The organism is Treponema sp. R80B11-R83G3 (genome assembly GCF_054786115.1).
Map to the genome: position 1 here is coordinate 38,602 of NZ_BDHF01000081.1, position 24,597 is coordinate 63,198.

Genomic DNA, 24,597 nt, shown 5'->3' on the forward strand with positions numbered 1-24,597 from the left:
CTACCTACCTCGCCATATCCGGAATTCTATTAAACAGCCTTATTGTATATTCACCAAGAGACGTGAACATAAACCCGCCCAATAACGCGAGCGCTCCAAGGATAACAAACAACTTAGGCACAAAGGTAAGCGTCTGCTCCTGAATTGACGTTGCCGCCTGAAGTATCGCGACAATTAAACCAATCGCCAATGCGGATAATAAAATAGGGGCTGCAAGTATCAAAGTTTCCAATATTCCTTCACGTAAAGCGGCTACTACATCACCTATAGTCATTATTCACTCCTTAATAAAATGAACGGACCAGCTGTTCCGTCAGCAATCCCCACCCGTCTACAAGTATAAAAAGGACTAACTTAAATGGCATGGAGATCATAACGGGAGGGAGCATGATCATACCCATTGACATAAGCGCGCTTGCGACAACAAAGTCTATTACAATGAATGGAATAAAAAGCAGTATTCCTATTTTAAACGCGACAGTAAGTTCATTTAAAATAAACGCCGGAATTAAAACATAAGTGGGAACATCATAAAGCCCACGCGGACTGTTTTCGTGCCCGCTCATTCTCATAAAAAGCGCGATATTCTTTTCCCCATTTGTAAGTTCTCTAGGTTCTCTAGCATTACTTCTTTTTCCCATCTGTGAATACATAAAATCCCTTAAAGGGGCTACCGCCGCCCTGTACGCGTTCTCTACCGAAAGCGTACCCGCTGAAAGCGGCTGTATAGAATTATAATAAATTTTACTAAATGTAGGCCACATGATAAGCACGGTAAGAAAAAGCGATATGCCTAATATTACCTGATTGGGGGGAACCTGCTGTAATGAGAGGGCGCGTTTTATGAAATCCAAAACAATGGAAACGCGCAAAAAACTTGTCATTAGTATAATGATGCTTGGCGCGAGGGAAAGAACTGTTAAAAGAAGCAGTAACTGTAATGAAAACGCCACTTCCTGCCCGTTCTGTGGGTTTCGTATTGTAAAATCAATAAAAGGAATAGCAGGAGGACCCGGAGGCGGCGTCAAATTTGTCGTTCCCTGCGTAGCCCTGTCAGGAAACAGTTCCTGCGCGTTTGTTACGGAGGGAAAGAGAACGGAAAAAACTGCGAATAAAACAAACAGCGCCAATTTATAATTAGTCTTATTTTTTTTATTTGCGCTGGTTTGTGACAATTTATTGTAAAAAATTCTTGTTAATCTCATCACATCCCCTTAAGCCTTTCTCTGCGCTTGCGAATTTCATCAATACCGGAAGAACGGGTTTGAAACGGAGTTCCAAGACTGCGAAGCATTGACAAAAAGTCAGGAAATCGATTTTGAGGCTGTGCGCTTTTTTTTGAATCTTCAAGAAGCATCGCGTCTATAATTTCTTTATCTTCAATTTCGCTGATAAGATTCACGCCTCCCTCGCTTGCTCCCAAAAGCCAAACCTTAGAGCCGACAGAGGCAATATGCACATAACGGTTAAAACCCAAATGGGAACTTGCTAAGATTTTTAAGAAGGGGTCGTTTGCGGCGGTTTGCTTGGAAGTCCTTTTAATAAAAAAAACAATACCGTAAATTGCCGCGGCGGCAAGGGCGAGGACAAGTATCATTCTAATTACAATCCAGATTGAAGAGCCTGATCTCTGCGCTGGAATAGCGGGTTCGCTTCCGAAAATAATATTTCGCTCTGCGGCTCTGTATGGATCATCAACAGTAACAGGGGCTTCCTGATCAGTTTCCTGAGCAGATTGCTGATCAGCTTCCTGAACAGACTCCTGTATAACTTCCTGAGAAAAGACCGGTATTTGGACAAGAAGCCCCACTAATAACAGCAGGGCAAATTTAGGTATTTTCAGTTTTTACCCCTCCAGATCAAACTGATTCTGCTTAATTTTACACTTTTTTTAATTTTTTGGCAAGAGAAAACAGGAAAAAATATCGAAAATATTGAAAAAAACAGTAAAAACTATGCTTTTATCGGTCTTCAAAACAGGTTTTCATTTTTTATTTTAAAATGTGGTGTTTCTAAAAAAAAGACAAAGAACATTTTTTAATATTCTTATATTTCATGTATCCGCCATTAAAACAGCGGATACTACCGCGATAAGCGACATTAAAACGCCGCTTAATTCCAATATATTTGCGGAGGAATTATGAAAAGCATTTTATTGATAATAGCAATTTTTCTATTTTTTTCTGTGGCTTTTTCCTTCGCCCTCGGCCTAATAAACGTGAATAATACGCGCCTTTTAAAGTTTCAAGACAAAAATTGGTATCTTTCTGAAGTGATAATAGGAACAACCGGTATAAGAATAAACAGGGATAATAAACCAAGCTTGATTTATACTATTATGTTCAATTCAGAACGATTCACCGGTATAGGCGCGTACAGCCGCTATTTTGGTCCATATTCTGTAAAAAAAGATCACTCTCTTTTATTAAAAAGGGTTACAAGCACGCGCTTAGGTTCCAAATATGAAACGGACAACTTTAATGAACGCGAATATTTCACGTACATAGAAAAGGTAACCCGTTGGGAGATACGCAATGGAAAACTGGAACTGTATTCATCCAATGATGACGGAGAACATGTGATTTTAGTGTATTACTAAAATATTATGTTTTAAAATATATTACTATTAGTTTTATATTTATTTGCTTATATTAAATTACAGGGGACTTATGAAAAAGATTGTTTTTAAAACCGTTTTTCCGTTTTTTGCTTTGGGATTATTTTCCCGCGCAAGCGACATTTTATCTGCGGACTGTCCTTCGGACTGTCCTTTGGACGAGACGGACGTAAGTGACTTTCATGATAAATGCTGGTATCTTGATGAAGTAAAAATTGGAAAAACTATTATCAGCATAAACAGGAAAAATAAACCTGAGTCTTCTTATACTATTATGTTTAATACGGAACGTTTTGCCGGCATAGGCGCACCCAACCATTTTTTTGGTTTATATTCAGCCAAAAAAAATTATACTCTTTTTTTCAATAAAATTAACAGTACGCGCATGCTCCCTATATTTGAAATGTATGACATTAAAGAACACGAATATTTCTTGTACATAGAAAGGGCAACTCGCTGGAAAATACGCAAAGGAAAACTGGAATTGTATTCATCCAAAGAAGACGGTACTCAGGTAGTTTTAGCGTATTCAACTGGTAGGGAATAAATTCACACTAACACACAGCCGTATTTCCATGCGCTGTCAATTTTTTCTACAACGGCGATAAGAGTTTCACCGTTAAAAACTGCCGCCGCGTTATGCGTTATAAGCGTATTCTGTGAAAAAAACTGTTTCTCTCCTAGAATCGGCGCAAGAGGTTTGCCGTGAAAAATTTTTTCGGCTTCAGAAGGGGTAACTTCAAACCACGGCAATCCAAGCGCGGCGATTACGGACTTGGTTATGGGGAGTGGGGAGTAGGGAGTAGGGAGTAGGGAGAAAAAGGGAGTGGGGAGTAGGGAGTAGGGAGTAGGGAAAGAAGAAGACGAATTACCGCTACTTCCAACTCTCAGCTCTCTATTTTCTATTCTCCGCTCTCTACCCTCTCCTCCCCACTCCCCACTAACAGCGTCTTCAAGTTTAAATCCCGCAATTTGAGTTCGCGTAAGCGAAAAAAGAAAACCCCTGCTTCCCGCAGCCAACGCTATGTCCCTGGCGAGGGAGCGTATGTACGTGCCGCTTGAACAGTGGACAAAAATGTCGGCGAAGGGGGGCTGCCATGACTCAAGTTCAAGTTTGTAAATGGTTACCTCTCTTTCTTTCATTTGCGGAGCTTCGCCGCTTCTCGCGAGTTTACTGGCGCGTTGTCCGTTCACGTGAATAGCGGAAAAAATAGGCGGTTTTTGCGTTATTTCGCCATTAAACAATGTAATAGCCTGCTCAACTTTTTCACGGGAAGGCGTTTCGGCTTCCGCGATTATGCGCCCCTCAGGGTCGAGGGTGTCGGTTTCCGCGCCGAAGTGAACGCGCCCTTTGTACTGTTTGTCGCAGTGGGAAAAATACGGGGTGAGCCTCAGCGCCCTGCCCGTAAGAACCGTTAAAAGCCCCTGCGCGAATTTGTCAAGGGTTCCCGCGTGGCCTACTTTTCCCGTCCCAAGGGCGCGTTTAATTTCACCTAACGCCTCAAAGGAAGTGATGCCGGGTTTTTTATTGAGCAGTATCAGTCCCGATTTTGCCATTTGTGTTTTTTGCGCCGCTGTTTGCGCCGCTTTCTGCGCCGCTGTTTGCGTTGATTTTGTTTTCCGTATCGACAAGTTTCTCTATTTTTTTTATTATTTCAAAACTTTCGCTTATGCTTTTATCGGAATGAAAACGAAGATGCGGTATTTTTCTAATATGCATTGACGCCCCAAGCTGTGACTGAATAAATCCGGCGGCGCTTTGCAGTCCTTCAACTTCTTTTTCGGTTATATTTCCGCGAATATCGGAGACATAAACATCGGCGTATGAAAGGTCTTTTGACACGTCCGCTTTTGTTATGGAAATAAACGTATTTACGCGGGAGTCTTTAATTTTTCCTTCAAGGATTAGAGAGCCTATCTTTTCCTGTATCGTCTGGCCAAGGCGTTCGGTTCTGAAAGTCGCCATATTTAAGAACTCAATTTTCGGGCGATTTCTACAATTTCGATAACTTCAAGCGTATCGCCGACTCGAATATCGTCAAAACCTTCCAACCCAAGGCCGCATTCATAGCCAGCCGCTACTTCGCGCGCGTCGTCTTTAAAGCGTTTTAAAGACGCGATTTTTCCGGTGTAAATAACAACTTGATCCCGCAGAACATTGACGGTACAACTGCGCTTTATAAGGCCTGTTTGCACATAACAACCTGCGATGGTGCCGATTTTCGGCACTTTGAACGTATTGCGGACTTCCACGGTTCCTATCACTTCTTCCTTTGTGTCCGGCTTTAACATTCCTTCCATAGCCAGCCTAATTTCGTCCACAGCCCTGTAGATAATATTGTATTTTCTGATGTCAACTTTTTCCTGATCGGCTAAAATTTTCGCCTTTGGCAAGGGGCGCACGTTAAAGCTGATAATTATCGCTTTAGACGCTATCGCAAGATCAACGTCTCCTTCGTTGACGGGACCGGGAAGCGCCTGTATTACATGCAGGCGTATTTCTTTTGTGCTTAATTTTTCCAAACTTGATTTTAACGCTTCCGCCGACCCCTGAACGTCCGCTTTTATGATAACTTTTAATTCCTGAATCGTGCCGTCGCTAATCATGTCATGCAGATTGTCCATTGTAACTTTTTTGAGTATTTTAGCGTCTTCAAAACGGCGCAGTTCCTGCCGCTTTGATGAAAATTCGCGCGCCACTTTTTCATCGGCTACTACCTGCAATGGGTCCCCGGCGTTGGGGATTCCCTCAAAGCCAAGAACTTCAACGGGCATGGAAGGAGTCGCCTTGTTGATTTTTTCCCCCTTGTCGTTAAAAATCGCGCGCACTTTGCCCGGCCATATACCGGCGACATAAGCGTCCCCAATCGCGAGGGTTCCCCTCTCGATCATTACAGTCGCTACAATGCCTCTGCCGTGATCAACTTTCGATTCAAGTATTTTTCCTTCCGCGTTGCATTTAAAATTGGCCCTTAAATCCAAAAGCTCGGCTTCCAGCAGGATGGCTTCGATTAATTTATCAATGCCTGTTTTTTGCAGGGCGGAAAGCTCGACAAACATGGTCTGCCCTCCCCAACCTTCAGGCATAAGCCCAAGTTCGGAAAGCTGGCTTTTTACCCTGTCCGGATTCGCTTCCGGTTTGTCAATTTTATTTACGGCGACAATAATCGGCACTTGAGCGTCTTTAGCGTGATTGATAGCTTCAATTGTTTGGGGCATAACGCCGTCGTCGGCGGCGACAACCAACACTACAATGTCGGTTATTTGAGCGCCTCTCGCCCTCATGCGCGTAAAAGCTTCGTGACCAGGGGTGTCAAGGAAAGTGAGGCTGCCGTGGGGAGTCTCCACCATGTACGCGCCAATGTGCTGGGTAATGCCGCCGAATTCGCCCGACACAACGTCCGATTTTCTGATAGCGTCCAATAATTTTGTCTTACCGTGATCGACATGTCCCATAACGGTAACAACGGGAGGGCGCGGAAGCAGTAGCGCGTTATCGTCGGAAACAGTTTCTATTACAGTCTCATCGTATAGGCTGACTATTTTCACGTCCGCGCCGAATTCAGCAGCAAGTATAGTCGCCGTATCCGCGTCAATTTGCTGGTTTATGGTAACCATCTGCCCCATGCTCATAAGTTTTGCGATTAAGTCTGACGCTTTTAAATTCATTTTACGCGCCAACTCGGAAACCGAAATAACTTCCATTATGTCAATGGACTTTGGCACCGGGTTTGCGATGTGGGTAATTTTTTTCTTTGTCTGGAGGAGTTTTTCCTCCATTTCAAGCTCTTTTTCTTTTCTGTTATAAGCGGGTTTCTTTGTAATAAATTTCCGTTTTGCCGGGCCTTTTCCTTCCGGTAACGGAGTTGACGGAGCTGCCCCAATCCCAGCGCTGCGGTTTCCGGAAGGCGGACGGTTAAAGCCAAACTGCTGTCTGTTACCGCCTCCAGCGCCTTGCTTTGGTTGGAAGCCCGGTCTCTTTACCTGTCCCCCTCCGCTCTGACGCTGTCCAAAACTTGATCTGTTAGGAGGGCATGATTCGTTATTTCTATTTCCTCGCTGTTGTCCGGGCTTTCCCATACGTTGGGGAGGGGCGTTATTTCCGACCAATTTGCCGCCGACTCTGCCGGCTGCGGCTGCGGGACGTTGGGCAATTTGAAAAGAATTTACCTTTGTAGAAACCGTGTTTTCCTGCGAATGGCTTTTTTCTATATTGATATCCGTCTTTGGAGATTGAGATGATTTTATAGCGGGCGCACTGACAACAACTTTAGTGGAAGTTTTCTTGGGAGTTGAGGCCGCCGGTTTTTTTACTAAAATCTTTACCTTAGGACGCTCAGCTTGTTCCGCAGTTTTCTTTTCCGTCGGAGTCTCTTCCGCTTGCGAATGTTTAATTAACTGCGCTTTTGGTTTCTTGTCTTTGTCAGTTTCTTCCGCCATAAATCCTCTTTTTATTCCTCCTCTTCGTATTCAAAACTAAGGCCAATGCCGCAGCTTGGGCAAGTTGTCATGTCAACAGTTATCTTTGCCCCGCACTCAGGACATTCATATTCTTCCGCCTCAGCAGTTTCTTCGTCTGCTTCATCTTCCTGTTTTGCATCTTCTTCCTCATATTCATTTTCTTCTTCTACAATTTCCACATAATCATCAATAACTTTTCTAAGCGCGTCAAGTTCTGACGATGACAGCCCTTTTGCTTCCAGTTCTTCCTGACTCAAAGCGATGAAATCTTCGATTAAATCAATTCCGTTGTCAAGGAGAATCTGGGCGGCGCGGCCATCAACATTCGGCAGTTCGCTGATTCTTGTAATTTCCTTTTCGTATGATTCCGTATCTCCGAACAATTCGGAAACCGCTCTGCGCGATTCCGCTGCAATATCCATTTCCGCAAATTGAGATTCGGTTTTTACGTCGATGTTCCAGTCAACAAGCCTGTTCGCAAGGCGGACATTAAGCCCCTGTTTGCCGATGGCGAGCGACAACATGGAGTCGTTTACGACGGCAAGCGCCTGATGTTTTCCTTCGTCCAGTATTATCACGTCACGCACTTCGGCGGGGGAGAGGGCGTTTTTAATAAAGCGCCTGGGGTCGGGATCGTATTTAAGAATATCGATCTTTTCCCCTTCAAGTTCCTTTATTACCGCCTGAATACGCACGCCCTTAAGACCGACGCACGCGCCTACGGGATCAACGTCTTCGCGGTTTGAGTAAACGGCAAGTTTTGTGCGAAAACCCGGCTCGCGCACGATCTTGTGTATTACTACGGTCTTGTCGTAAATTTCAGGGACTTCAAGTTCAAAAATAGCCTGCACAAATTCGGTATGCGTTCTTGAAAGCACAATTTGAAGCCCGGACGAATCTTTTTTTACTTCAGCGATAAGGGCTTTTATCCTGTCATTCACATGGTATATTTCTCTGGGAGACTGGAATTTTTTGGGGAGGATGCCTTCCATTTTTCCGATGTCCACATAAATAGTGCCGTTACGCTCCCGCTGGTAATAACCAATTATTATTTCCTTTTCTTTGTCCTTGAACTCTGAATAAAGACTGTCCTTTTGAATATCCCTGATTGACTGATGAGCTTTTTGTTTCGCGCTTTGAACCGTGATGCGGTCAAATTGTTTCGGGTCTATTTCCACAAGTATTTCATCGCCGACTTCGGCATCCGGGTTTAATTCTCGCGCTTCTTCCAGATCAATTTCAGTTACAGGATCAAAAACGCCGTCCAATCAAAAATATCTTTCTTGGCGAAAATAGAGACTTCAAGATTATCTTCATCAAACTGAACAATCGCGTTGTCCGCGTTGCCAAAACGATGTTTATATGCGGCAATTAGCGTATCTTCAATGGTCCGCAGTATCAGATCTTCAGGAATACCGCGATCCTGATTTAACTGACGAATTGCCTGCGACATATCTGTTCCCAATTTATACCTCCTGTGAAGGATCAAGCCTTGCTTTGGCTATAATGTCAAAATCTATTCTGACGTCCCCTTCTTTTGTCTTTATGATAATTCGAAATTATTTCGCGGATTCCAAAATCCCCGCCGTCCAATCTGAAATATCCGCGCGGTAACACCGCACTCCCCTTCCCTTATAATTGGCAAATTCAGCGCCGTCTTTAATAAGCCTGTCTATCCCCGGAGACGACACTTCCAGATAGATATCCTGCCCTTCAAAGGCCAGTTCCAACCTCGGCATTATGGCGCGATGCGCTCTTGAACAGTCATCAGTGCCAATGCTTCCCCCGTTGTAAATTACAGCTCTGATCTGCGCGCTTCCCTTGTGCCGGGAAACTGCAAGTTCGATAAGGCTGAAACCAAGCCCGTTTAGAACAGCCTCAAGCGGCTGCCTTACGGCCGCTATTTCCCGGTTTTCCATGTCTTTGCCGGTATACTGCATACCCTTCCCTTGCAACCATAAAAAAAGGCCTCTGTACCAAGGGCCTTTTTTAAATGAAAACTAAACTGATATAAAACTATCTTTTTTTTAAAAAAATGTCAATATAAATTAGGAAAAATGTATTCCACTGGCAAGATTTGCGACCTCGTCAAATTCACTGTGAAGAAGACATTCGTCTATCTCGCTAAGCAGGTTTTTTATTTCCTTTGAGTGGTTTTTTTTCTTTAGTTCCGACAATGCTTTTTTTGCGGTTTTTTTATCATAAAAAGCGCACGCCTTCTGAATTGTATCCAGTTTTTCCCGTAAAAACGCCAAATCCATGTTCTCATTTAAGTCCTCTTCATCCGGACTGAGTTTTTCAATAACTTTATTTAAGTCTTCTATAAACGCGGGAATAGAAGATAAAATCAGATCGATATTTTTATCCCTTCCTATCTGTTCCAATTTTGACGCTTCACTGGAAAGTTCGCTTTCTCCCACATTTGCCAGGGCGCTTTTCATCGCGTGAAGATTAATTATAAACGCCGGAATATCTTCCATCCTGCGGCATTTATTTTCATAAATCGCGCTTAAAGCGTTTACCGCTTTTTTTGCGTCTCGTAAAAAATATTCAGCTAATTGCGAATCAACCGCAATATTGTGCTTCCCGCCGGCATACAGGTTGTTTTTTTGCCTGTTGGCCTCTTCAAGCACTTCTTGGGGCTGTTTGTCACGAATTAATCTGTTAAGCGTGTTGTTTAACTGGCGGACATCTATCGGTTTTGAAATAAAATCATCAAATCCGTTATTCAAAAAGATTTCCGCCTGTCCCGCAAGCGCGTTAGCGGTTAACGCGACAATAGGTTCTTTATATCCAAAACCGCGGATTATTTTTACCGCTTCAATGCCGTCCATCCTGGGCATCATGTGATCCATAAATATAATGTCATAAGACGCGCCTTCTCTTATTTTATCTACGGCTTCAAATCCGCTTAACGCCGTGTCTACATATATTCCGTAAGGCGCAATAAGGCCGCGCGCTACATAAATGTTCGTCTCCACGTCATCTACGACAAGGACGCGTCCATAGGGCATATATTCCTTTGTTATTTGAGTTTTCTTTATATTTGCCGTATTTACAAGATTTAACTTCATCAGATTTTCAGCCATCTCTTTGCCGATAACGTCGTCATTTGCCTTTTCCTGCGGCAGTCGCACGGTAAACGTGGATCCAAGACCCGGAGTGCTTTCAATATCTATGCTGCCTTTCATTAGTTGAATTAAATTCATCGTGATATTCATGCCAAGACCCGTGCCCTCCGTTTTACGGTTGGCCTCCATGTTAAATCTGCTGAATTTGTCTCCAAGTTTTTTAACCTGTTCAGCCGTCATCCCCTGTCCCGTATCATCAATGCGGAATACTATGATAACGGTTGAACTGTTTTCCTTAGGCTCGGCGGACAGTTCAAATTCTACCCGTCCCTCCTGCGTATATTTGAACGCGTTGGAAAGAAGGTTGTTTAGAATTTGTTTAATTCTAAGCTCATCCCCTTCCAGCATTGACGGCATGTTTTCGCTGACAATTAATTTAAATTCTATAGGTTTGGATTCACAGCGTAAAATATTAAGTTTTACGGTATCATGAATCAAACTTGCGACATCATATTGCGATGTAAAAAGTTCCAGTTTTCCGGCTTCAATTTTAGAAAGATCGAGTATGTCATTTATTATGCCAAGCAATAAATCGCCTGAATTGTAAATCCTTTCCAGCGCTTCCTGAGTGGCAAGCGGAAGCGTTTTTTCCTGAAGCTGAATTTCAGTAATGCCGAGAATCGCGTTCATAGGCGTGCGGATTTCATGGCTCATTTTCGCAAGGAAATCGCTCTTTGCCTTACTGCTCTCTTCCGCGATTTCCGCCCTGTGCATTTCCGCGATCATTTTCTTTATTTCTCTTAAATCCCTTATAAAGCCCGCGACGGCGTACTCGCCTCTGAACTTAACGCGAACCAATGAAACTTCCGTAGGTATTTGCTCTCCGTCAAGTTTTTGATGCATCCACTCAAAACGGCAATGACCTTCTTCAAACGCCTCGTCAAAGTGAATAATTAGCTGTTCTTTTGACATCTCTCCTGACGGCTGATATTCAGGATAAAGGTCATACATTCTATCTATAAATTCCTGTTTAACCTGCAATCCGAACAATCTTACAATTTCCTGGTTACATTCAATTATATTTAAATGCTTGTCTACCATAAAACTGCTAAGAGGCGTAGCGTCAAACAAAATCTGCGTACATTCGTCCGCTTCGCGCATTTTTGACATCATTGATTTAATTTCACGTAAATCGCGCGTATATCCGCAAACCATGGTTTCTTTTCTGTATTTCACCCTGACAAACGTAATTTCGCATGGTATCAATTCACCGTGAATCGTCCGGTGCAACCATTCAAGACGGCAATATCTTTCATCAAATGTTCTTCTTATATATTCCATCGCTTTATTGTATGACAAGCTTCCGTCAGGCTGGTATTCGGGGGACAGTTCAAAAAAATGCTCCAGATATTCCTTTTTACTTGATACTCCGAATAATTTTATGGCTTCTTTATTGCAATCTATAAGCTTAAAATTATTATCCCAAAAGTTAGCGCAAAGCGGAGTCGCGTCCAGCATTATTTTAGTGCGTTCTTCCGCCCTGTTTTTAGCGGAATACATGCTTAATAAAATCGCGCTTGAGATTCCGGCAAATATGACACCTAACGTTATTAATATGCCGCCTATATGTCTTAAGCTTTTATAATAATATTCAGCATACTCGATTATCGCCAAATACCAGCCATTTTTCAGTTTTCTGACAAAAAGGACGGATTTGTCCCCGTTGTAATCCGTAGCTTTTCTTTCTAAAATTACTTTCCCTTCTTCCACTTCTTTTTGTATGGCAGGTCCGTCATTCATTTGTCTTAAATTCTTGCCTATAAAAGCGGGATGGGGATGGGCAATCACGTTAAAATCACCGTCTAAAAGAATTCCATAACTGTTTTTGGTAACATGGGCGTTAGTAGCATAATCAGAAATCTCTTTTGTAATACTCGCCGGATTTGAGTCAGATTCGCCGATTCTGTCTTCGATAAAAGTTTGCGCGTTATCCAGTACATAATTAACGTCATTAAGCAAATGCTTACGCTCAATATCGCCCATAAAATTGTAGCTAAAGAAAACCATAAGGGCAAACGCCGCTACAACAACCAGAAACTGCATACGAGTTATAAAGACAAAAATTTTTCTTAACCACGAACGCATCAATTGTCCGCCCTTGCCATTTTTATGCGATCTTTAATTTCATAAAACAATTCTGTTATTTTCGGGTCAAAATGAGTGCCGGCATTTTTCATAATAATATTCACCGCTTCATCTTCCGAGAATGCCTTTTTATAAGGACGTTCTGAAACAAGCGCGTCATATACGTCCACAATCGCCATTATCCGCCCCTGCAGGGGAATTTCATTTCCTTTAAGCCCGCGCGGGTAACCCTTACCGTCCCACCTTTCATGATGGGTTCCAGCGAATAATTTTGCGTTATTTAAAAATTCGCCTTCGCCCGTGCGCGAAATAATTTCATCTATAATGCGCTCGCCTTCGCTGGTATGGCCTTTCATTATATCAAATTCATTGTCAGTAAGCTTACCCGGCTTGTTAATGATAGTATCCGTAATGGTTATCTTTCCCAGATCATGCATACGCGCCGACGCCATCATTTTATCAATATCCCAGTTTTGCGTTTCTTCGGCATATAATCCGCGCTCTTTCATTTCCTGTATTAAAATTTTGATATATACGGACGTGCGTTCAATATGGCCTCCCGTCCCCTTGTCACGAGTTTCAACCATATCCGCCAGAACCGACACAATGCTGTTTCTAATTTCACGCAACCGCTGCGTTCTTTCACGGATAATTCCATCGATATCAAGATGGGTTTTCATGCGGTTTAAAAGCACGGGGCCGGAAAAAGGCTTTGTTATAAAATCGACGGCGCCCAACTCAAACCCGTGCGCCTCCACTTCCGCGTTATTTCGTCCGGTCAGAAACATAACCGGAATATCCGACCATTTACTTTCGGATTTCAGGCGTTTTAGCGCCTCCATCCCGTCCATTTCCGGCATTTCTATATCAAGAAGAATTAAATCGGGAACGATTTTTTCAAGAAACGCGAACATTTTTATAGCGGATGGCATTGTCATTACACGGTAATGATCCTCCAATACCGCCTCCGCCATAGATAAATTAGTATCACTGTCATCAACGACAAATATTGTTTTCATTTGTTATTCCGCATCTCCTACCAATCAAGATTTAATGATGCCGATTGAGAGGCTCTTGTATAAATTTTAACGTTTTTACATAAAAACATCAACTATCATCGTAATTTAAATTAAGTAAACGCTGGAATATTTATAACCTGTTAGTATTTCTATCCGTTTAAAGATATTGGCAATTTGTTAAAAAGTATGCTAAAAATGATATATGCCAATAAAGATACCAAAAGAACTGCCGGCATACGAAGCCCTTTCCCGCGAGCATATTTTTTTAATGACGGAAGACCGCGCGGAATCTCAGGATATTAGGCCGTTAAAGGTCGGAATAATCAATTTAATGCCGACTACAATTGACACCGAAATTCAGCTTTTAAGGCTGTTAGGCAACAGCCCGTTGCAGGTTGACATAACTTTTCTTAACATGGGCAGCCATGAGTCAAAGAATGCCCCGCCCGGCCATTTGGAAAAATTTTACATAAGCGCCGAAGAAATTGTCTGCATGAAGGTGCGTTTTGACGGGCTTATAATCACGGGCGCGCCCGTGGAGACTCTGCCTTTCGAGGAAGTTGATTACTGGGACGAGCTTGTAAAGATAATTGAATATTCGCAGAAAAATGTTTTTTCCTGCCTGCATATCTGCTGGGGCGCTCAGGCCGGCCTTTACTGCAAATACGGCATTCCAAAGCATCCGCTGGAAAAAAAATTATTCGGTATTTTTCCCAATACCGTGAACGACCAGCAAAATTTGTTATTCCGCGGCTTCGACGATGAATTTCTGGCTCCCCAGTCAAGGCACACCGCAAGCGACCGTAACAAGATAGCGACAAATAATAGGCTGACAATTCAATCCGAGTCTCCGCAAACGGGCGTATTCATTGTAACCGCCCGCGGAGGCAGGGAAATTTATGTTACAGGCCACTTGGAATACGATCCTCTCACGCTTGACCGCGAATATAAACGCGATGTTTCAAAGGGGCTGCCGATTGAACTGCCAATAAATTATTATCCCGACGATGATCCGTCAAAAACCCCAGTTGTCCGCTGGCGCGCCCACGCCAATCTTTTTTTTGATAATTGGCTGAATTATGTGTATCAGGAAACTCCTTATAATTTGGATGAATTGAATTAGGACTATTCTCAAAAGACTCACACTAAGATCACAAATTGAAGCGGGACAAGCAGATGACCTCGGAGGTAATGTTTATAAAGTACGTGTAGCTCGGCCCGGAAAAGGGAAAACTGGCGGTTACCGGGTTATTGTGTACTTTAGAAATAAATTTCGTACTTTTTTTGTCTATGGTTTTGCAAAGTCCGATAGAGGCAACATTGACGAAAGAGAATTGAGGGCATTCAAGGTTGATGCCAAAGATCAGTTTGCCTTGACAGATGAGCAGATTAACGCTCGTTTGAAAAAAGGAACTCTGATTGAAGTTCTTTAGGAGGTCTGACATGAAATACAAAAGCGACATTTTGGAAGCAATACACGAAAATGCAACCGCTAATTTTGAAATCGGTGCAATTTCAGAGGCACAGATGCGGGAATATGATGAAATGTGCCTCGAGGAAGACTCCAAAACAATTCAAAGAACTGATAGTTCTGAGAAAATTGCGCATATTGATCGAGTCGCAGTATAAGTAAACCACTTAACAATAATGCCGCACAGCGTAGCACCAATAAATGCTGCTATTTACAATAAAAGCAAGCAGCCTTTAGGCTGCGACAGTGCGCAAAGAGCACAAAGGGAAGAAAGTGGTTGTCGTCCGAGGGCTAAGCGTGGGCTTCACGATAGGATTATGGACAAAAAACTGTTTGACTTTTCTTTGTTTGTGTGTTATATTTAAGATATAAATGGGATGGGGAACCCGTCCGGCGGTTGTCGAAAGGCAGCCGCTTTTTTTTAAGGAAGTACAATCAACCCGTCATTATAAATTTTTTCTTTTATTATCTCCCATGCCCTGTTTATTTGTTCCGGGCGAAGAACATGAATCCCAATAGGACGCGCAATCATATCAGCAAATTGTAATCCTAATCCTCCAGCGGATTTAATATGAATTTCTATGCCAAATTTTTCATGTGCCGTTTTTTTAAAATAATGGTAAAGCTGTTCATCCGCCTGCCGGTATCCGTCAATCGAATATGCTCGTGATTCAAATGTTATGGTTGTATAGTTAAAATCATTTTTACTTTTTAAAAATCCTCTATTTTCGTCAAACCATATTTAACGCCAAGTTCATAAAGATTATCAGTTAACAAATTTTGTTCGGCTTTTTTTTCTTTATTTATAGCTACTGCAACTATTTTATAATCAGTTTCCGCTATCATTGCCGATAAATCAGTTTGAAAAGAATGGCGTACTTCAGCATTTGTAAGAAAAGAAAATCTTTTTTCAGCTTTCCTTATTTCTCTTTCATGAAATATCGTACTTACATCTGGAAAATATTTTAATTTCAACCGCGAAAATCTTGGCAGTAAATGATCGCAATATTCGTCTTTGGAAATAATAACAAAAGCAAGAACAAACATAGGATAATCCTTAGGATATTTATTAAGATAATGATCCCCTGATTCATCGACAAAAACAAGGTAATTACTGCTTTTCATTGACATATCTTAAAAATTGTAGTTTTTATTTAATTATAAGTCAAATCCTTTAGCTCTTTAAAAACTAAAATCCTATTCCTTACGAGTGGGGATGGGGAAGTTTATTTCATAAGAAATTCACACTAAGAGCACAAAGACGCTAAATAAACGCACGGCATAGCAGCGTGGATCAATAATGCCGCACAGCGTAGCACCAATAAAAGCCGCTGTTTGTAATAAAAGCAAGCAGCCTTTAGGCTGCGACAGTGCGCAGCTCACAAAGGGGGGAAACCAATTAGCAATGAGAAATGAACAATTAGCAATGTTGTTGTTCGTTATCTGCGCGTGAAGCTCACGCATAGCCCCCGAACAAAAACCCCACTCCCCATTCCCCATTCCCAGTGTGAATTTTTTTCGAAAAATTTTTAAAAACAGTCAAGCAAAATGGCACTTTCACGCCATATATAGGCGAACCTTTTTTTAAGGTTCGGGAAAAAACTATCTATGGAGTTGTTTATGGAAAGAAATAATCAAAATCCTGCTCAGAACGAGTGGGGATTCTTCCCTTTTGAGGATGGGACGCATATCTTGGACATTCGGTATGACCAGGTGTTCAAAGCCGTATTTACCAGAGACACGTCAGCGTCAAGAGGCGCGTTATCGGACTTGATTTCCGCGCTTATCGGGCGAATTGTCGCGGTGGAAACTATCGTCGCCAATGAACCTGCAACAGGCTTTCTGGGGCAGAAGAAAATCAGATACGATATTTCCTGTATGAGCAAAAACGGGGAACCTATCGACGTAGAAATGTCATTCCACCCGATTGACGATGAGTTAAACCGGGTTGAGTATTTCGCGTCCAGACTGTTCGTAGGGCAGGAGATAGAGGGTATCGAAAAAACCTATTCCGATTTAAAGGAAACTTATCAAATCTCGATACTGGCGCAAAAACCATTCTTCCCTGATAAATACCTGACGCATAATTTTCAATTTTATGATCCGCAGACTAATGTGTCACTTGACGGCAAGATACGGATAATCACGCTGGAACTGGAAAAAGCCGATGCCTTCATTGGCAAGCCGGTGGAAGAAATGACGGACGCGGAACAATGGGCGGCTTATTTTCAGTATTTGACAGATGAGACAAAAAGAGAGAAAATAAAGGAGATAATAGACCACGAGGAGGGAATAGCAATGGCAACGAACACACTGCGACAAGTTTCAGCGGAATATGAAGCTTATGCGCTTCAAACCAGCCTTATGAAAGGCGAACTCGATTGGCGGAGCGGAATGAAAGATGCTGAACGCAGAGGGCATAAGGAAGGTCATAGGGAAGGGCATAGGGAAGGCCGTAACGAAGCCTGTCTTGACATTGCCCAAAAGATGAAAACAATGGGCTTTTTAACGGAACAGATACAAGCTGTTACCGGCCTCCCCATTGAAGCCATTACCCAAGGACTAAAATAAAGGAGATAATAAACCACGAGGAGGGAATAGCGATGGCTACTGACACACTACGTAAAGTTTCAGCGGAATATGAAGCGTACGCGCTTCAAACCAGCCTTATGAAAGGCGAACTCGACTGGCGAAGCGGAATGAAAGATGCAAAGAAGGAAGCAAATCTCGAAAGTGCTAGAAAAATGAAGGCTGATAATATGCCCGCATCTCAGATTAGTAAGTATACAGGGCTATCCATAGAAGCCATCGCTCAATTGTGATAACGCTAATCTGCGACAATATACGCTATTTCAAAAAATTATCCTTTGCGCGGTAATCTTATGCTATCCTATGGCACTAACACAGGCGTCGCGCCGTTAGTTAATCTTATAACATTACTGCCCAATCCGACTATTGCCGCTTGCGTGTTCAGCAAGGTTCCGTTGTATCTGTTATTCGCCTTGAATTGAAAAGTACCAGCGACTCTATTATCATTAAGCCAGATAAGAGGCTGCTGACCGTTATTATTGTTGATGGTAACGCCATCCATTAAAAGATAATCAATATGATTGCCGTCGGTTGTCTGTACGCTACTTAATGCCAATAAACCTGCCGAACCAGAATTAAAGTTAAACGTACAGTTCCGCAAATTTATATTAATTTTTGAGCTTACTGTGCCTACCACTCCGGAAACTCCTCCTGAAGGAGCATACGATGGATACTTATACCAACTGTTAAAAATGTAATTTTGCCCTGACGGCATATCGCCTTTTAAATTATTAAAAGTACAGTTTTCAAAGTTTCCTTCTCCGGCTCCAAACAAAGATTTAACATAACCACGACTGCTCACTGCCAGAGCGGGAAGGGCGGCATTATGAGTAAATTCGCAATTGCTGATTATTGTAAAATCTTCTGCAGCAAGAAATAAACTGTTATCATTTAAATTGTAACCATCATCTCCCCCGATGCAGTTAATAAAACGTGAATTGGTTATTGTGCAGTCGCCAGTCCCTATTTTAGAACCAGTACTAATAATTTTTCCGTACCTATTATTAGGCAGACATAACTCCATAAATATATTATCAATGGTCAATGTTGCGTAACCCGAAAAGGACAATCCATAACTACAGTTTTTTATAGTAGTCCCGGAAATTTCTATATTATTCCCTGTAGTTATACTTCTATATATTGTACTTGTACGAATTCCACTTCCTCTATTTTTTATAATCGAATTGGAAATTTTAATCGTACCGCGTGATTCAATTGATATCCCATATCTGTCAATAAATAATTCACTGTCAATGATAACATTGTCTATAGTAACACCTCCGTCGTTTGTATATAAATAAACACCCCCTGATGTGCCGAGGAAATTCGTATCGGACACGGTTATTGGTACGGCTCCCGATGCGACACAGACCACGTCGCTGGAAGCGAAATTGCTGTCGGTAACGGAAAAACTGCCACTTGTCATGGAATCGGAACACACGCCTTCGCCGCCTATGTTTGTTGCGGTAATACCAGAAAATTTCCTAACGCCGCTTCCCCAGCTATAAATGCCGTCACCCGAAATATTCTGTAACTCTAAACCTGAGACTGTCAGATTTCCTGAAGCAATATAGTATATTCCGCTTGAGTATCCTGCGATATTTGGATCCATACCACTATCTGTTATATTTCTTATATTAGAATTTACGATAGAAAGACTACCAGTGTTTCGATATATGCCTACGCCATCACAAGTAGGGACGGTAAACGACACCTCATGACCATGATAGATATTTTCTTCACCCCAATTAAGCATAACATTATCAATCGTGGTATCGGCAATAGACACATCTCCCGAACAAATAATGTACATCCCGCCGCCGTATGAAACGGCTTTGCATACTGTGATTGTTACATTAGAAAAAGTCGCGCTTCCCGCACCTGAGATGCTGATGCCCCCGCCGTATCCAGATGTAACGCAATTTTTAATAGTAGAGTTTGAAATCCTCATCGTGTTATCGGAAGAAGCTTCTATCCCCCTGCCATTGGGTACGCCGTCAATGATAACCTTGTCTATTGTAACCGATCCACCTCCTGCGACCGCACACAGGCCGTTGGAACCTTTCGCGTTGCGGATTTCCGTATCGGTTACCGTTATAGGTACGGCTCCCGATGCGTTACAGTACACGCCGCAGGAAGTGAATTTGCTGTCGGTAACGGAAAAACTGCCGGTTCCAATGGAAGTGGAATACACGCCATATTCGCCGCCTATGTTTGTTACGGCGGTAATACCGGAAAATTTCCTAACGCCGTTTCCCGAACTGTAAATACCGTAGCCCGGAATATTCTGTAACTCCAAACCTGAGACTTCCAGATTAGCTGAAGCGGAATGGTAAATTCCTGAACACCCTGCGCCGTTTCCCATTATGTTTTTTAAGACGGAATTTACCACCGAAAGGCTGCCGCCACTGCGGTAGATGCCTCCGCCTGAAACGCCGGACGCTGTAATCGTGACGGAATCAATCGTGGTATTTGAAACAGACACATTCCCCGAACAGACAAGGTTTATCCCGCCGCCTTGCGAATCGGCTTTACAGGCGGTAATCGTAGTAGAAGAAATATTTGCGCTCCCCGAACCTGAGATACTTATACCGCCGCCGTTTCCTGTGGTAACGCAATTTTTGACAGTCGAGTTGGAAATACGGACGGTATTACTGGAAGCGGCATATATCCCCCTGCCGTTGGGTACGCCGTCTATGTTCACCCAGTCTATAGTAACCGACCCGCTTCCTGTATTCGCATACAGACCGGAGGAACCTTTTACGTTGCGGATATCCGTATCGGACACATTTATTGGTACGGAGGCTCCAGACGCGGAACAGTACACGCTGCAGGAAATGAAATTACTGTCGGTAACGGAAAAATTGCCGCTTGTCATGGAACCGGAATACACGCCGTATTCGCCGCCTATGTTTGTTACGGCGGTAATACCGGAAAATTTCCTAACGCCGTTTCCCGCGCTGTAAATACCGTAGCCTGGAATATTCTGCAACTCTAGACCTGAGACTTCCAGATTAGCTGAAGCGGAATAATAAATACCCGAGCACCCTGTGCCGCTTCCCGTTATGTTTTTTATGACTGAATTTTCCACAGATAGACTGCCGCCAGTACGGTAGATTCCTCCGCCGGAAGTGCCTGAGGCGGTAATAGTGGCTGAATCAATCGTTGTTTTGGAAACTGACACATTCCCCGAACAGGCAAGGAACATCCCGCCGCCCTGCGCGGAGGCTTTGCAGGCAGTGATTGTCACGTTGGAAATACCCGCGCTACCGGCGCCTTCAATGCTTATGCCGCCGCCGCTTCCGTTGGTAACGCAATTTTTTATAACGGTATTTGTAATATCCGTCCTTCCGCTTCTGTTTATGGTTATGCCCCTGCCGTTAGGCACGCCGTCAACGGTAAGCGAGTCTATAACGGCACTGTTTGCGGAAACGCTTAAGGCGGATGCCCCTTTCGCGTTTGTGATTTTGGTATTATAAACGGATACCGTGCCGGAACTGTCCTCAACTGATATGGCGCCGGTATTGTCAAACGTACTGTTGCCGGTTATGGTAAAGGGGCCGGAAGAAGCCACGCTGTCCACCGCGTAACCGTTTATGTTTTGCGCGGCAACGCCGGAAAAATATTTTACGCCGTCCGCCCCTATCAGGCTGATTCCCGCGCCGGAAATGTCCCCCATTACAAGCCCGCTTACGCTGACGTATCCGGTAGTATTCTGCGCTCGCAAACACTGTCCCACGCGGTTTGCCGTTAGCGTTTCCAGCGTCTTGTTCCCGTTTCCGCTTAGGTAGAATACGATGCCGGAACAATCGGCGGCGTTCACCCGTTTTATCTCGGTTTCTCCAGAGCAATCAAGCCTGATGGCGCCGGTAATACCGCCGGTATTACCGCCGGTACAGGAGGAAACTTCAACGTCATAAATCTTCGCGCCTTTCCCCTGGACATACACCGCGCCGTTGTCGCAAGTTGAAAACGAACAGCGGGAAATAACCGCGCCGCCGCCACGGACATATATCGCCCCTCCCGCGCCGGACGCTTGCGTATTATTAATTTCACAGTCAGTCACTTCAATTTCAGACGCAGAGTCAAGCGGCGCATAAACGCATGGGCCTTCCTGCCCTCTTACCTCGCTCATGCGAAGATTTTCAAAGGACAAATCGCCGCCAATCTCGGAAGGCGAGTAAAACAAACGCTTTGAATATATGCCAGCGCCAAGACCGCCTGAAATAACCGTCTCGTTAGCGGCAAGGTTACGCTGGCTTTTGGCTGTTTCATATCCGGCAAACCCGCCTATGTAGGCGGTATTGGGGGCAAGCGGGAAATAATCATCAACTCCCCCCGCCGTGTAGGTTCCGCTGGCAATCCATATCTCCACCGGCACGTCAGCGGGAAACTCCGCAGCCGCCTCGCACGCCGTTTGCAGATAACGGAACGCGTTCTCCCAGCTTGTGCCGTCTCCCGCCCCTATCGCGTTCTGGTTCACGAACATCGTCGATGTCAGCTCACGCACGTCAACCGTATAGTCTCTGCGGTTAAGGCCGTTAGCTGATGTTACCGTGTACGTTACCTGCCCGCCGAAAGACTGTCCCGACACGCCCGAAACCTGCGCCGCCCCGCCTACGCTCACCTGTCCCGCCGCAGTAAAACGCGGGTACATCGTCCGCGCCTTAACCCCGGAACCTATTGGGGCGTATACGGTTATCTTGCCCGCACTCTGATCTATCCGCGCCGTCAGTTCGTCACGCAGTCCGGGGTTTTCATCCGGGTGGAAACTGAAGCTTGAAATAACAGCGTGGGACGACGAGTCCTGAACCATAGTCGTATATACCCAATAATCCCGCTTGAGCAGTGAGTTCACGGGGTGGACAACCGTGTATTTAACCGGACGGTTAAAATCCTGCGGGCTTGCGGCGGAAATCTGCACGCTCCCCATTATCTGTACCATGCCTTCGGCGGTAAATTCAGGAGTAAGCAGTTCCGGCGCGAAAGTGCCGCCGTAATACGCGTTTATAATGACAAATCCCGTATCATCCCGTATTTCCGCGTCACTGTCCCGCACAAGGCCGGAATTCAGACTTTGGGAAAAACGGAAAGACGTAATGCGGGGTGCCGCGTCCGTCAGGCTGACAAAAGTGACCTTTACCGTATAAGTGCGCACGTACTGGCCGTTACGTGAAGTTACACGGTAACTGACGGGAGAGGAAAAATTCTGGCTTGACGCTCCGGTTGTCTGTATCGCGCCCGAGACTGTCAGCGTGCCGGGACTTACAAACCTCGGTATCAGATTTGAAGGCGGCGAGTCCGAATAAAACACCTGCACGGTTATCGTCCCCGTGTTGTCAGTATTTATAATGGAGGCGACGGCGTTAGCCGCAATGCCGGGATTGTCCTGTTTGACAAAGCGGAAGTCCGTAATGCTGCGCACCGTGTCGGGGTCTTCTTCAAACGTGATGGTCAGGGTATAGTCCTTTGATTTGCCGTTGCGCCACACGGTGAGCGTTTTGCTCTGTGAGCCGAAGCTTCTTTCAAATTGAATGACGCTTGTTTCATCGCCTGAATGCACGTCCGCGCCGTCAACTTCCAAACGCTCGCCTAGGATTTCAAAGGCGGGAGAAAGGGCGAAGCTTAAATATGACATCTCCATCGGATAATACGCCCTCGCGCTGATCGTCCCGACGCTTTCATTAATTCGGCATACCGCGTCAATTACAAGTTCTGGATTGTCGTATTTGGCGAAGCGCAGGCCTTCCAAAAGCGGCCCGTCCGTTCCCGCGTCTTCCTCAAATGTCACGTTAAGAGCATAGCTTGCGGCGTTGCTGTCCCGCCACAAAGTCAGCGTTTTTGTTTGTTTTCCCGGTACTGCGTCAAATTGAATCACGCTTTCATCGGAGGTGATTTCATCGCCGTTAAGTTCGGCGCGGTCCCCTAAAATGACAAAAGTGGGAATTAGAGCGAAGCTGAAATCGGAATCCGCCTTATACTTTACCGTGGAGTTTACGGTACGGCTATCCTCGAAAATCCAGCAGAACGCGTCTGACGGCAGTTCGGGATTTTTATCCTTCGAGAAACGAATGCCCAAAAGCTTGGGCCATTCGGCGCCGCCGCCGGGATTGTTTCCGTTTTCCGGCGTGATGAATACCGTATAACGGCGTATCTTGCCCTGCGCGGAAATAACGTACCAGTCCACGGGAGCGGAGAAATCAATGGCCATGTTTAAAGCGGGGATGTTAAAATCTTTGTTGTTTTTGATCAGGTCTGTAATATAGGAGCCGTGATCATCAGTGGCATACATTCCCAAGGCGATGTCTAAAACATCCGCGCTGGGAAACGCCGCTTGCAGGTAGTTAAACGTAACGGGCAGAGTCTTCGCCTTAGGCGATACTGTAACTTCCGGCAGAAGACTGCGGACGTTTATCCCTTCCTTCACCGTTACCATAACCGCGTCATCGCTGATCATCGCCGCCCTCACCTGCCCGGGCACCTTAAACGAAATGATCCTGTCCCCGCTTGGGGGAATCAAATTGTGATAATAATTGTCGCACCCCGCAAGGGCGGACAGCAGTATCGCGCTTATCATCGCGATTAGTTTCATTGCCTTTTTTTTACAGTTCATTTTTTATTCCTTTTTACCGTTATTATTTTTTCGCGTCTATAATCAATTCCACGCAGTCGTAAAATTTTACGTTTTCATTTCCCGCTTCGGGGGCGTTACGCGAACCCCACGGGTCTATCTTTATCCTTCCCTCTTCAACGCCGCAGCGCGTGACAAGGTACTCCCTGCAAAATTCGGCGCGTTTCACGGACAGCTCCAGCCGCTGCTGTTTGTCATGTCTGACGGCGTAGGATCGCAGCAGCAGTTTTTTACCCGGGTTCGCCTTAGCGTATTCGCCAAATTCGTCTAACGCTTTAAGGCTTTCCTCCCGCGCCGTCACGCCTTCAGGCTCAAAGAACACCGTGCCGAAAACAACGACTTTTTTACGCTCTCTGCTGATTCCGTCAAACAGCCGGAAAAGTGGCGCGGGCTTGAAGGACAATCCCGCCTCGACAAGCGGCAGGGGGATAAACCCGTCCGTCTCAATAATCGCGTCAACTCCGCCTCCGGCATAAATTTTCAGCCAATTGCCCGGTATTGCCCACGTCAGGTACAACCTCGCCCCCGCAAAAAGGTTGCGCTCGTTATCTTCTTGGGATTTATTCATAAGCATGTCAATGGCGGTGGGGTAA

Annotated in this window: 19 protein-coding genes and 1 pseudogene; 7 read left to right on the forward strand and 13 right to left on the reverse strand. The window is 44.4% G+C overall.

What is annotated here, in order from left to right:
• Nucleotides 1–4: 4 nt before the first annotated feature.
• From fliQ to ACYVRH_RS10105, 3 genes are read right to left on the reverse strand one after another with little or no spacing between them, the layout of a single operon-like run.
• Nucleotides 5–277 (reverse strand): flagellar biosynthesis protein FliQ, encoded by a 273-nt coding sequence (gene fliQ / locus ACYVRH_RS10095; protein ID WP_461256838.1) that lies wholly within the window; start codon nucleotides 275–277, stop codon nucleotides 5–7.
• A 7-nt stretch (nucleotides 278–284) separates the two neighbouring features.
• Nucleotides 285–1,205 (reverse strand): flagellar type III secretion system pore protein FliP, encoded by a 921-nt coding sequence (fliP, locus tag ACYVRH_RS10100; RefSeq protein WP_461256785.1) that lies wholly within the window; start codon nucleotides 1,203–1,205, stop codon nucleotides 285–287.
• The gene (locus ACYVRH_RS10105; RefSeq protein ID WP_461256786.1) at nucleotides 1,205–1,810 is read right to left on the reverse strand and encodes a flagellar biosynthetic protein FliO; all 606 of its coding nucleotides are present in this window, start codon (nucleotides 1,808–1,810) and stop codon (nucleotides 1,205–1,207) included. The genes fliP and ACYVRH_RS10105 overlap by 1 nt, the downstream gene beginning before the upstream one ends.
• A 330-nt stretch (nucleotides 1,811–2,140) precedes the next feature.
• Between ACYVRH_RS10105 and ACYVRH_RS10110 the strand changes: the two genes are divergently transcribed.
• Together ACYVRH_RS10110 and ACYVRH_RS10115 are read left to right on the forward strand one after the other, a co-directional pair.
• Complete coding sequence (locus ACYVRH_RS10110; protein ID WP_461256787.1) at nucleotides 2,141–2,599, forward strand: META domain-containing protein; 459 nt, start codon at nucleotides 2,141–2,143, stop codon at nucleotides 2,597–2,599.
• Between the two features lie 70 nt (nucleotides 2,600–2,669).
• Complete coding sequence (locus tag ACYVRH_RS10115; RefSeq protein WP_461256788.1) at nucleotides 2,670–3,164, forward strand: META domain-containing protein; 495 nt, start codon at nucleotides 2,670–2,672, stop codon at nucleotides 3,162–3,164.
• 2 nt (nucleotides 3,165–3,166) lie between these two features.
• Here ACYVRH_RS10115 and truB read toward each other — a convergent pair whose 3' ends face one another.
• From truB to ACYVRH_RS10150, 7 genes and pseudogenes are all read right to left on the reverse strand, one after another.
• Nucleotides 3,167–4,174: a tRNA pseudouridine(55) synthase TruB gene (gene truB, locus ACYVRH_RS10120; RefSeq protein WP_461256789.1), complete on the reverse strand. Its 1,008-nt coding sequence runs from the start codon at nucleotides 4,172–4,174 to the stop codon at nucleotides 3,167–3,169.
• Nucleotides 4,143–4,583 (reverse strand): 30S ribosome-binding factor RbfA, encoded by a 441-nt coding sequence (rbfA, locus tag ACYVRH_RS10125; RefSeq protein WP_461256790.1) that lies wholly within the window; start codon nucleotides 4,581–4,583, stop codon nucleotides 4,143–4,145. The genes truB and rbfA overlap by 32 nt, the downstream gene beginning before the upstream one ends.
• A 2-nt stretch (nucleotides 4,584–4,585) precedes the next feature.
• On the reverse strand, nucleotides 4,586–7,057 hold the full coding sequence (infB, locus tag ACYVRH_RS10130; RefSeq protein WP_461256791.1) for a translation initiation factor IF-2: 2,472 nt from the start codon (nucleotides 7,055–7,057) through the stop codon (nucleotides 4,586–4,588).
• Between the two features lie 11 nt (nucleotides 7,058–7,068).
• Nucleotides 7,069–8,543 (reverse strand): annotated as a pseudogene (gene nusA, locus ACYVRH_RS10135) (transcription termination factor NusA).
• Between the two features lie 94 nt (nucleotides 8,544–8,637).
• Nucleotides 8,638–9,018 carry an LSm family protein gene (locus tag ACYVRH_RS10140; protein ID WP_461256792.1) on the reverse strand — a complete coding sequence of 127 codons (381 nt, stop codon included), beginning with the start codon at nucleotides 9,016–9,018 and terminating at the stop codon, nucleotides 8,638–8,640.
• 108 nt (nucleotides 9,019–9,126) lie between these two features.
• Entirely contained in the window at nucleotides 9,127–12,294 is a 3,168-nt protein-coding gene (locus ACYVRH_RS10145; RefSeq protein ID WP_461256839.1) for an ATP-binding protein, read from the reverse strand.
• Nucleotides 12,294–13,313 carry an HD-GYP domain-containing protein gene (locus tag ACYVRH_RS10150; protein ID WP_461256793.1) on the reverse strand — a complete coding sequence of 340 codons (1,020 nt, stop codon included), beginning with the start codon at nucleotides 13,311–13,313 and terminating at the stop codon, nucleotides 12,294–12,296. The genes ACYVRH_RS10145 and ACYVRH_RS10150 overlap by 1 nt, the downstream gene beginning before the upstream one ends.
• 202 nt (nucleotides 13,314–13,515) lie before the next feature.
• Between ACYVRH_RS10150 and ACYVRH_RS10155 the strand changes: the two genes are divergently transcribed.
• The 3 genes from ACYVRH_RS10155 to ACYVRH_RS10165 are packed head-to-tail and all read left to right on the forward strand — an operon-like array spanning nucleotide 13,516 to nucleotide 14,942.
• Nucleotides 13,516–14,436: a homoserine O-succinyltransferase gene (locus ACYVRH_RS10155; protein WP_461256794.1), complete on the forward strand. Its 921-nt coding sequence runs from the start codon at nucleotides 13,516–13,518 to the stop codon at nucleotides 14,434–14,436.
• Nucleotides 14,437–14,470: 34 nt separating this feature from the next.
• Nucleotides 14,471–14,746 (forward strand): type II toxin-antitoxin system RelE/ParE family toxin, encoded by a 276-nt coding sequence (locus ACYVRH_RS10160; protein ID WP_461256840.1) that lies wholly within the window; start codon nucleotides 14,471–14,473, stop codon nucleotides 14,744–14,746.
• Nucleotides 14,747–14,756: 10 nt separating this feature from the next.
• On the forward strand, nucleotides 14,757–14,942 hold the full coding sequence (locus ACYVRH_RS10165; protein WP_461256795.1) for a hypothetical protein: 186 nt from the start codon (nucleotides 14,757–14,759) through the stop codon (nucleotides 14,940–14,942).
• A gap of 553 nt (nucleotides 14,943–15,495) precedes the next feature.
• Here ACYVRH_RS10165 and ACYVRH_RS10170 read toward each other — a convergent pair.
• Nucleotides 15,496–15,909: a DUF3800 domain-containing protein gene (locus ACYVRH_RS10170; RefSeq protein WP_461256796.1), complete on the reverse strand. Its 414-nt coding sequence runs from the start codon at nucleotides 15,907–15,909 to the stop codon at nucleotides 15,496–15,498.
• Between the two features lie 495 nt (nucleotides 15,910–16,404).
• Here ACYVRH_RS10170 and ACYVRH_RS10175 point away from each other — a divergent pair, with 495 nt between their 5' ends.
• On the forward strand, nucleotides 16,405–17,355 hold the full coding sequence (locus tag ACYVRH_RS10175) for an Rpn family recombination-promoting nuclease/putative transposase (protein ID WP_461256797.1): 951 nt from the start codon (nucleotides 16,405–16,407) through the stop codon (nucleotides 17,353–17,355).
• A 32-nt stretch (nucleotides 17,356–17,387) separates the two neighbouring features.
• Complete coding sequence (locus ACYVRH_RS10180; RefSeq protein WP_461256798.1) at nucleotides 17,388–17,606, forward strand: hypothetical protein; 219 nt, start codon at nucleotides 17,388–17,390, stop codon at nucleotides 17,604–17,606.
• A gap of 68 nt (nucleotides 17,607–17,674) precedes the next feature.
• Here ACYVRH_RS10180 and ACYVRH_RS10185 read toward each other — a convergent pair whose 3' ends face one another.
• A complete protein-coding gene (locus ACYVRH_RS10185; RefSeq protein WP_461256799.1) occupies nucleotides 17,675–23,986 on the reverse strand; it encodes a beta strand repeat-containing protein in 6,312 nt (2,103 codons plus the stop codon).
• Between the two features lie 22 nt (nucleotides 23,987–24,008).
• Nucleotides 24,009–24,572 carry an OmpA family protein gene (locus ACYVRH_RS10190; protein WP_461256800.1) on the reverse strand — a complete coding sequence of 188 codons (564 nt, stop codon included), beginning with the start codon at nucleotides 24,570–24,572 and terminating at the stop codon, nucleotides 24,009–24,011.
• Between the last annotated feature and the right edge of the window lie 25 nt (nucleotides 24,573–24,597).

What these genes read in the sequence shown, in the direction of transcription:
- fliP (WP_461256785.1), bottom strand. Translation starts at nt 1,205, where the DNA reads ATGAGATTAACAAGAATTTTTTACAATAAATTGTCACAAACCAGCGCA.
- ACYVRH_RS10110 (WP_461256787.1), top strand. Translation starts at nt 2,141, where the DNA reads ATGAAAAGCATTTTATTGATAATAGCAATTTTTCTATTTTTTTCTGTG.
- ACYVRH_RS10115 (WP_461256788.1), top strand. Translation starts at nt 2,670, where the DNA reads ATGAAAAAGATTGTTTTTAAAACCGTTTTTCCGTTTTTTGCTTTGGGA.
- truB (WP_461256789.1), bottom strand. Translation starts at nt 4,174, where the DNA reads ATGGCAAAATCGGGACTGATACTGCTCAATAAAAAACCCGGCATCACT.
- rbfA (WP_461256790.1), bottom strand. Translation starts at nt 4,583, where the DNA reads ATGGCGACTTTCAGAACCGAACGCCTTGGCCAGACGATACAGGAAAAG.
- infB (WP_461256791.1), bottom strand. Translation starts at nt 7,057, where the DNA reads ATGGCGGAAGAAACTGACAAAGACAAGAAACCAAAAGCGCAGTTAATT.
- ACYVRH_RS10140 (WP_461256792.1), bottom strand. Translation starts at nt 9,018, where the DNA reads ATGCAGTATACCGGCAAAGACATGGAAAACCGGGAAATAGCGGCCGTA.
- ACYVRH_RS10145 (WP_461256839.1), bottom strand. Translation starts at nt 12,294, where the DNA reads ATGCGTTCGTGGTTAAGAAAAATTTTTGTCTTTATAACTCGTATGCAG.
- ACYVRH_RS10150 (WP_461256793.1), bottom strand. Translation starts at nt 13,313, where the DNA reads ATGAAAACAATATTTGTCGTTGATGACAGTGATACTAATTTATCTATG.
- ACYVRH_RS10155 (WP_461256794.1), top strand. Translation starts at nt 13,516, where the DNA reads ATGCCAATAAAGATACCAAAAGAACTGCCGGCATACGAAGCCCTTTCC.
- ACYVRH_RS10165 (WP_461256795.1), top strand. Translation starts at nt 14,757, where the DNA reads ATGAAATACAAAAGCGACATTTTGGAAGCAATACACGAAAATGCAACC.
- ACYVRH_RS10170 (WP_461256796.1), bottom strand. Translation starts at nt 15,909, where the DNA reads ATGAAAAGCAGTAATTACCTTGTTTTTGTCGATGAATCAGGGGATCAT.
- ACYVRH_RS10175 (WP_461256797.1), top strand. Translation starts at nt 16,405, where the DNA reads ATGGAAAGAAATAATCAAAATCCTGCTCAGAACGAGTGGGGATTCTTC.
- ACYVRH_RS10180 (WP_461256798.1), top strand. Translation starts at nt 17,388, where the DNA reads ATGGCTACTGACACACTACGTAAAGTTTCAGCGGAATATGAAGCGTAC.
- ACYVRH_RS10185 (WP_461256799.1), bottom strand. Translation starts at nt 23,986, where the DNA reads ATGAACTGTAAAAAAAAGGCAATGAAACTAATCGCGATGATAAGCGCG.
- ACYVRH_RS10190 (WP_461256800.1), bottom strand. Translation starts at nt 24,572, where the DNA reads ATGAATAAATCCCAAGAAGATAACGAGCGCAACCTTTTTGCGGGGGCG.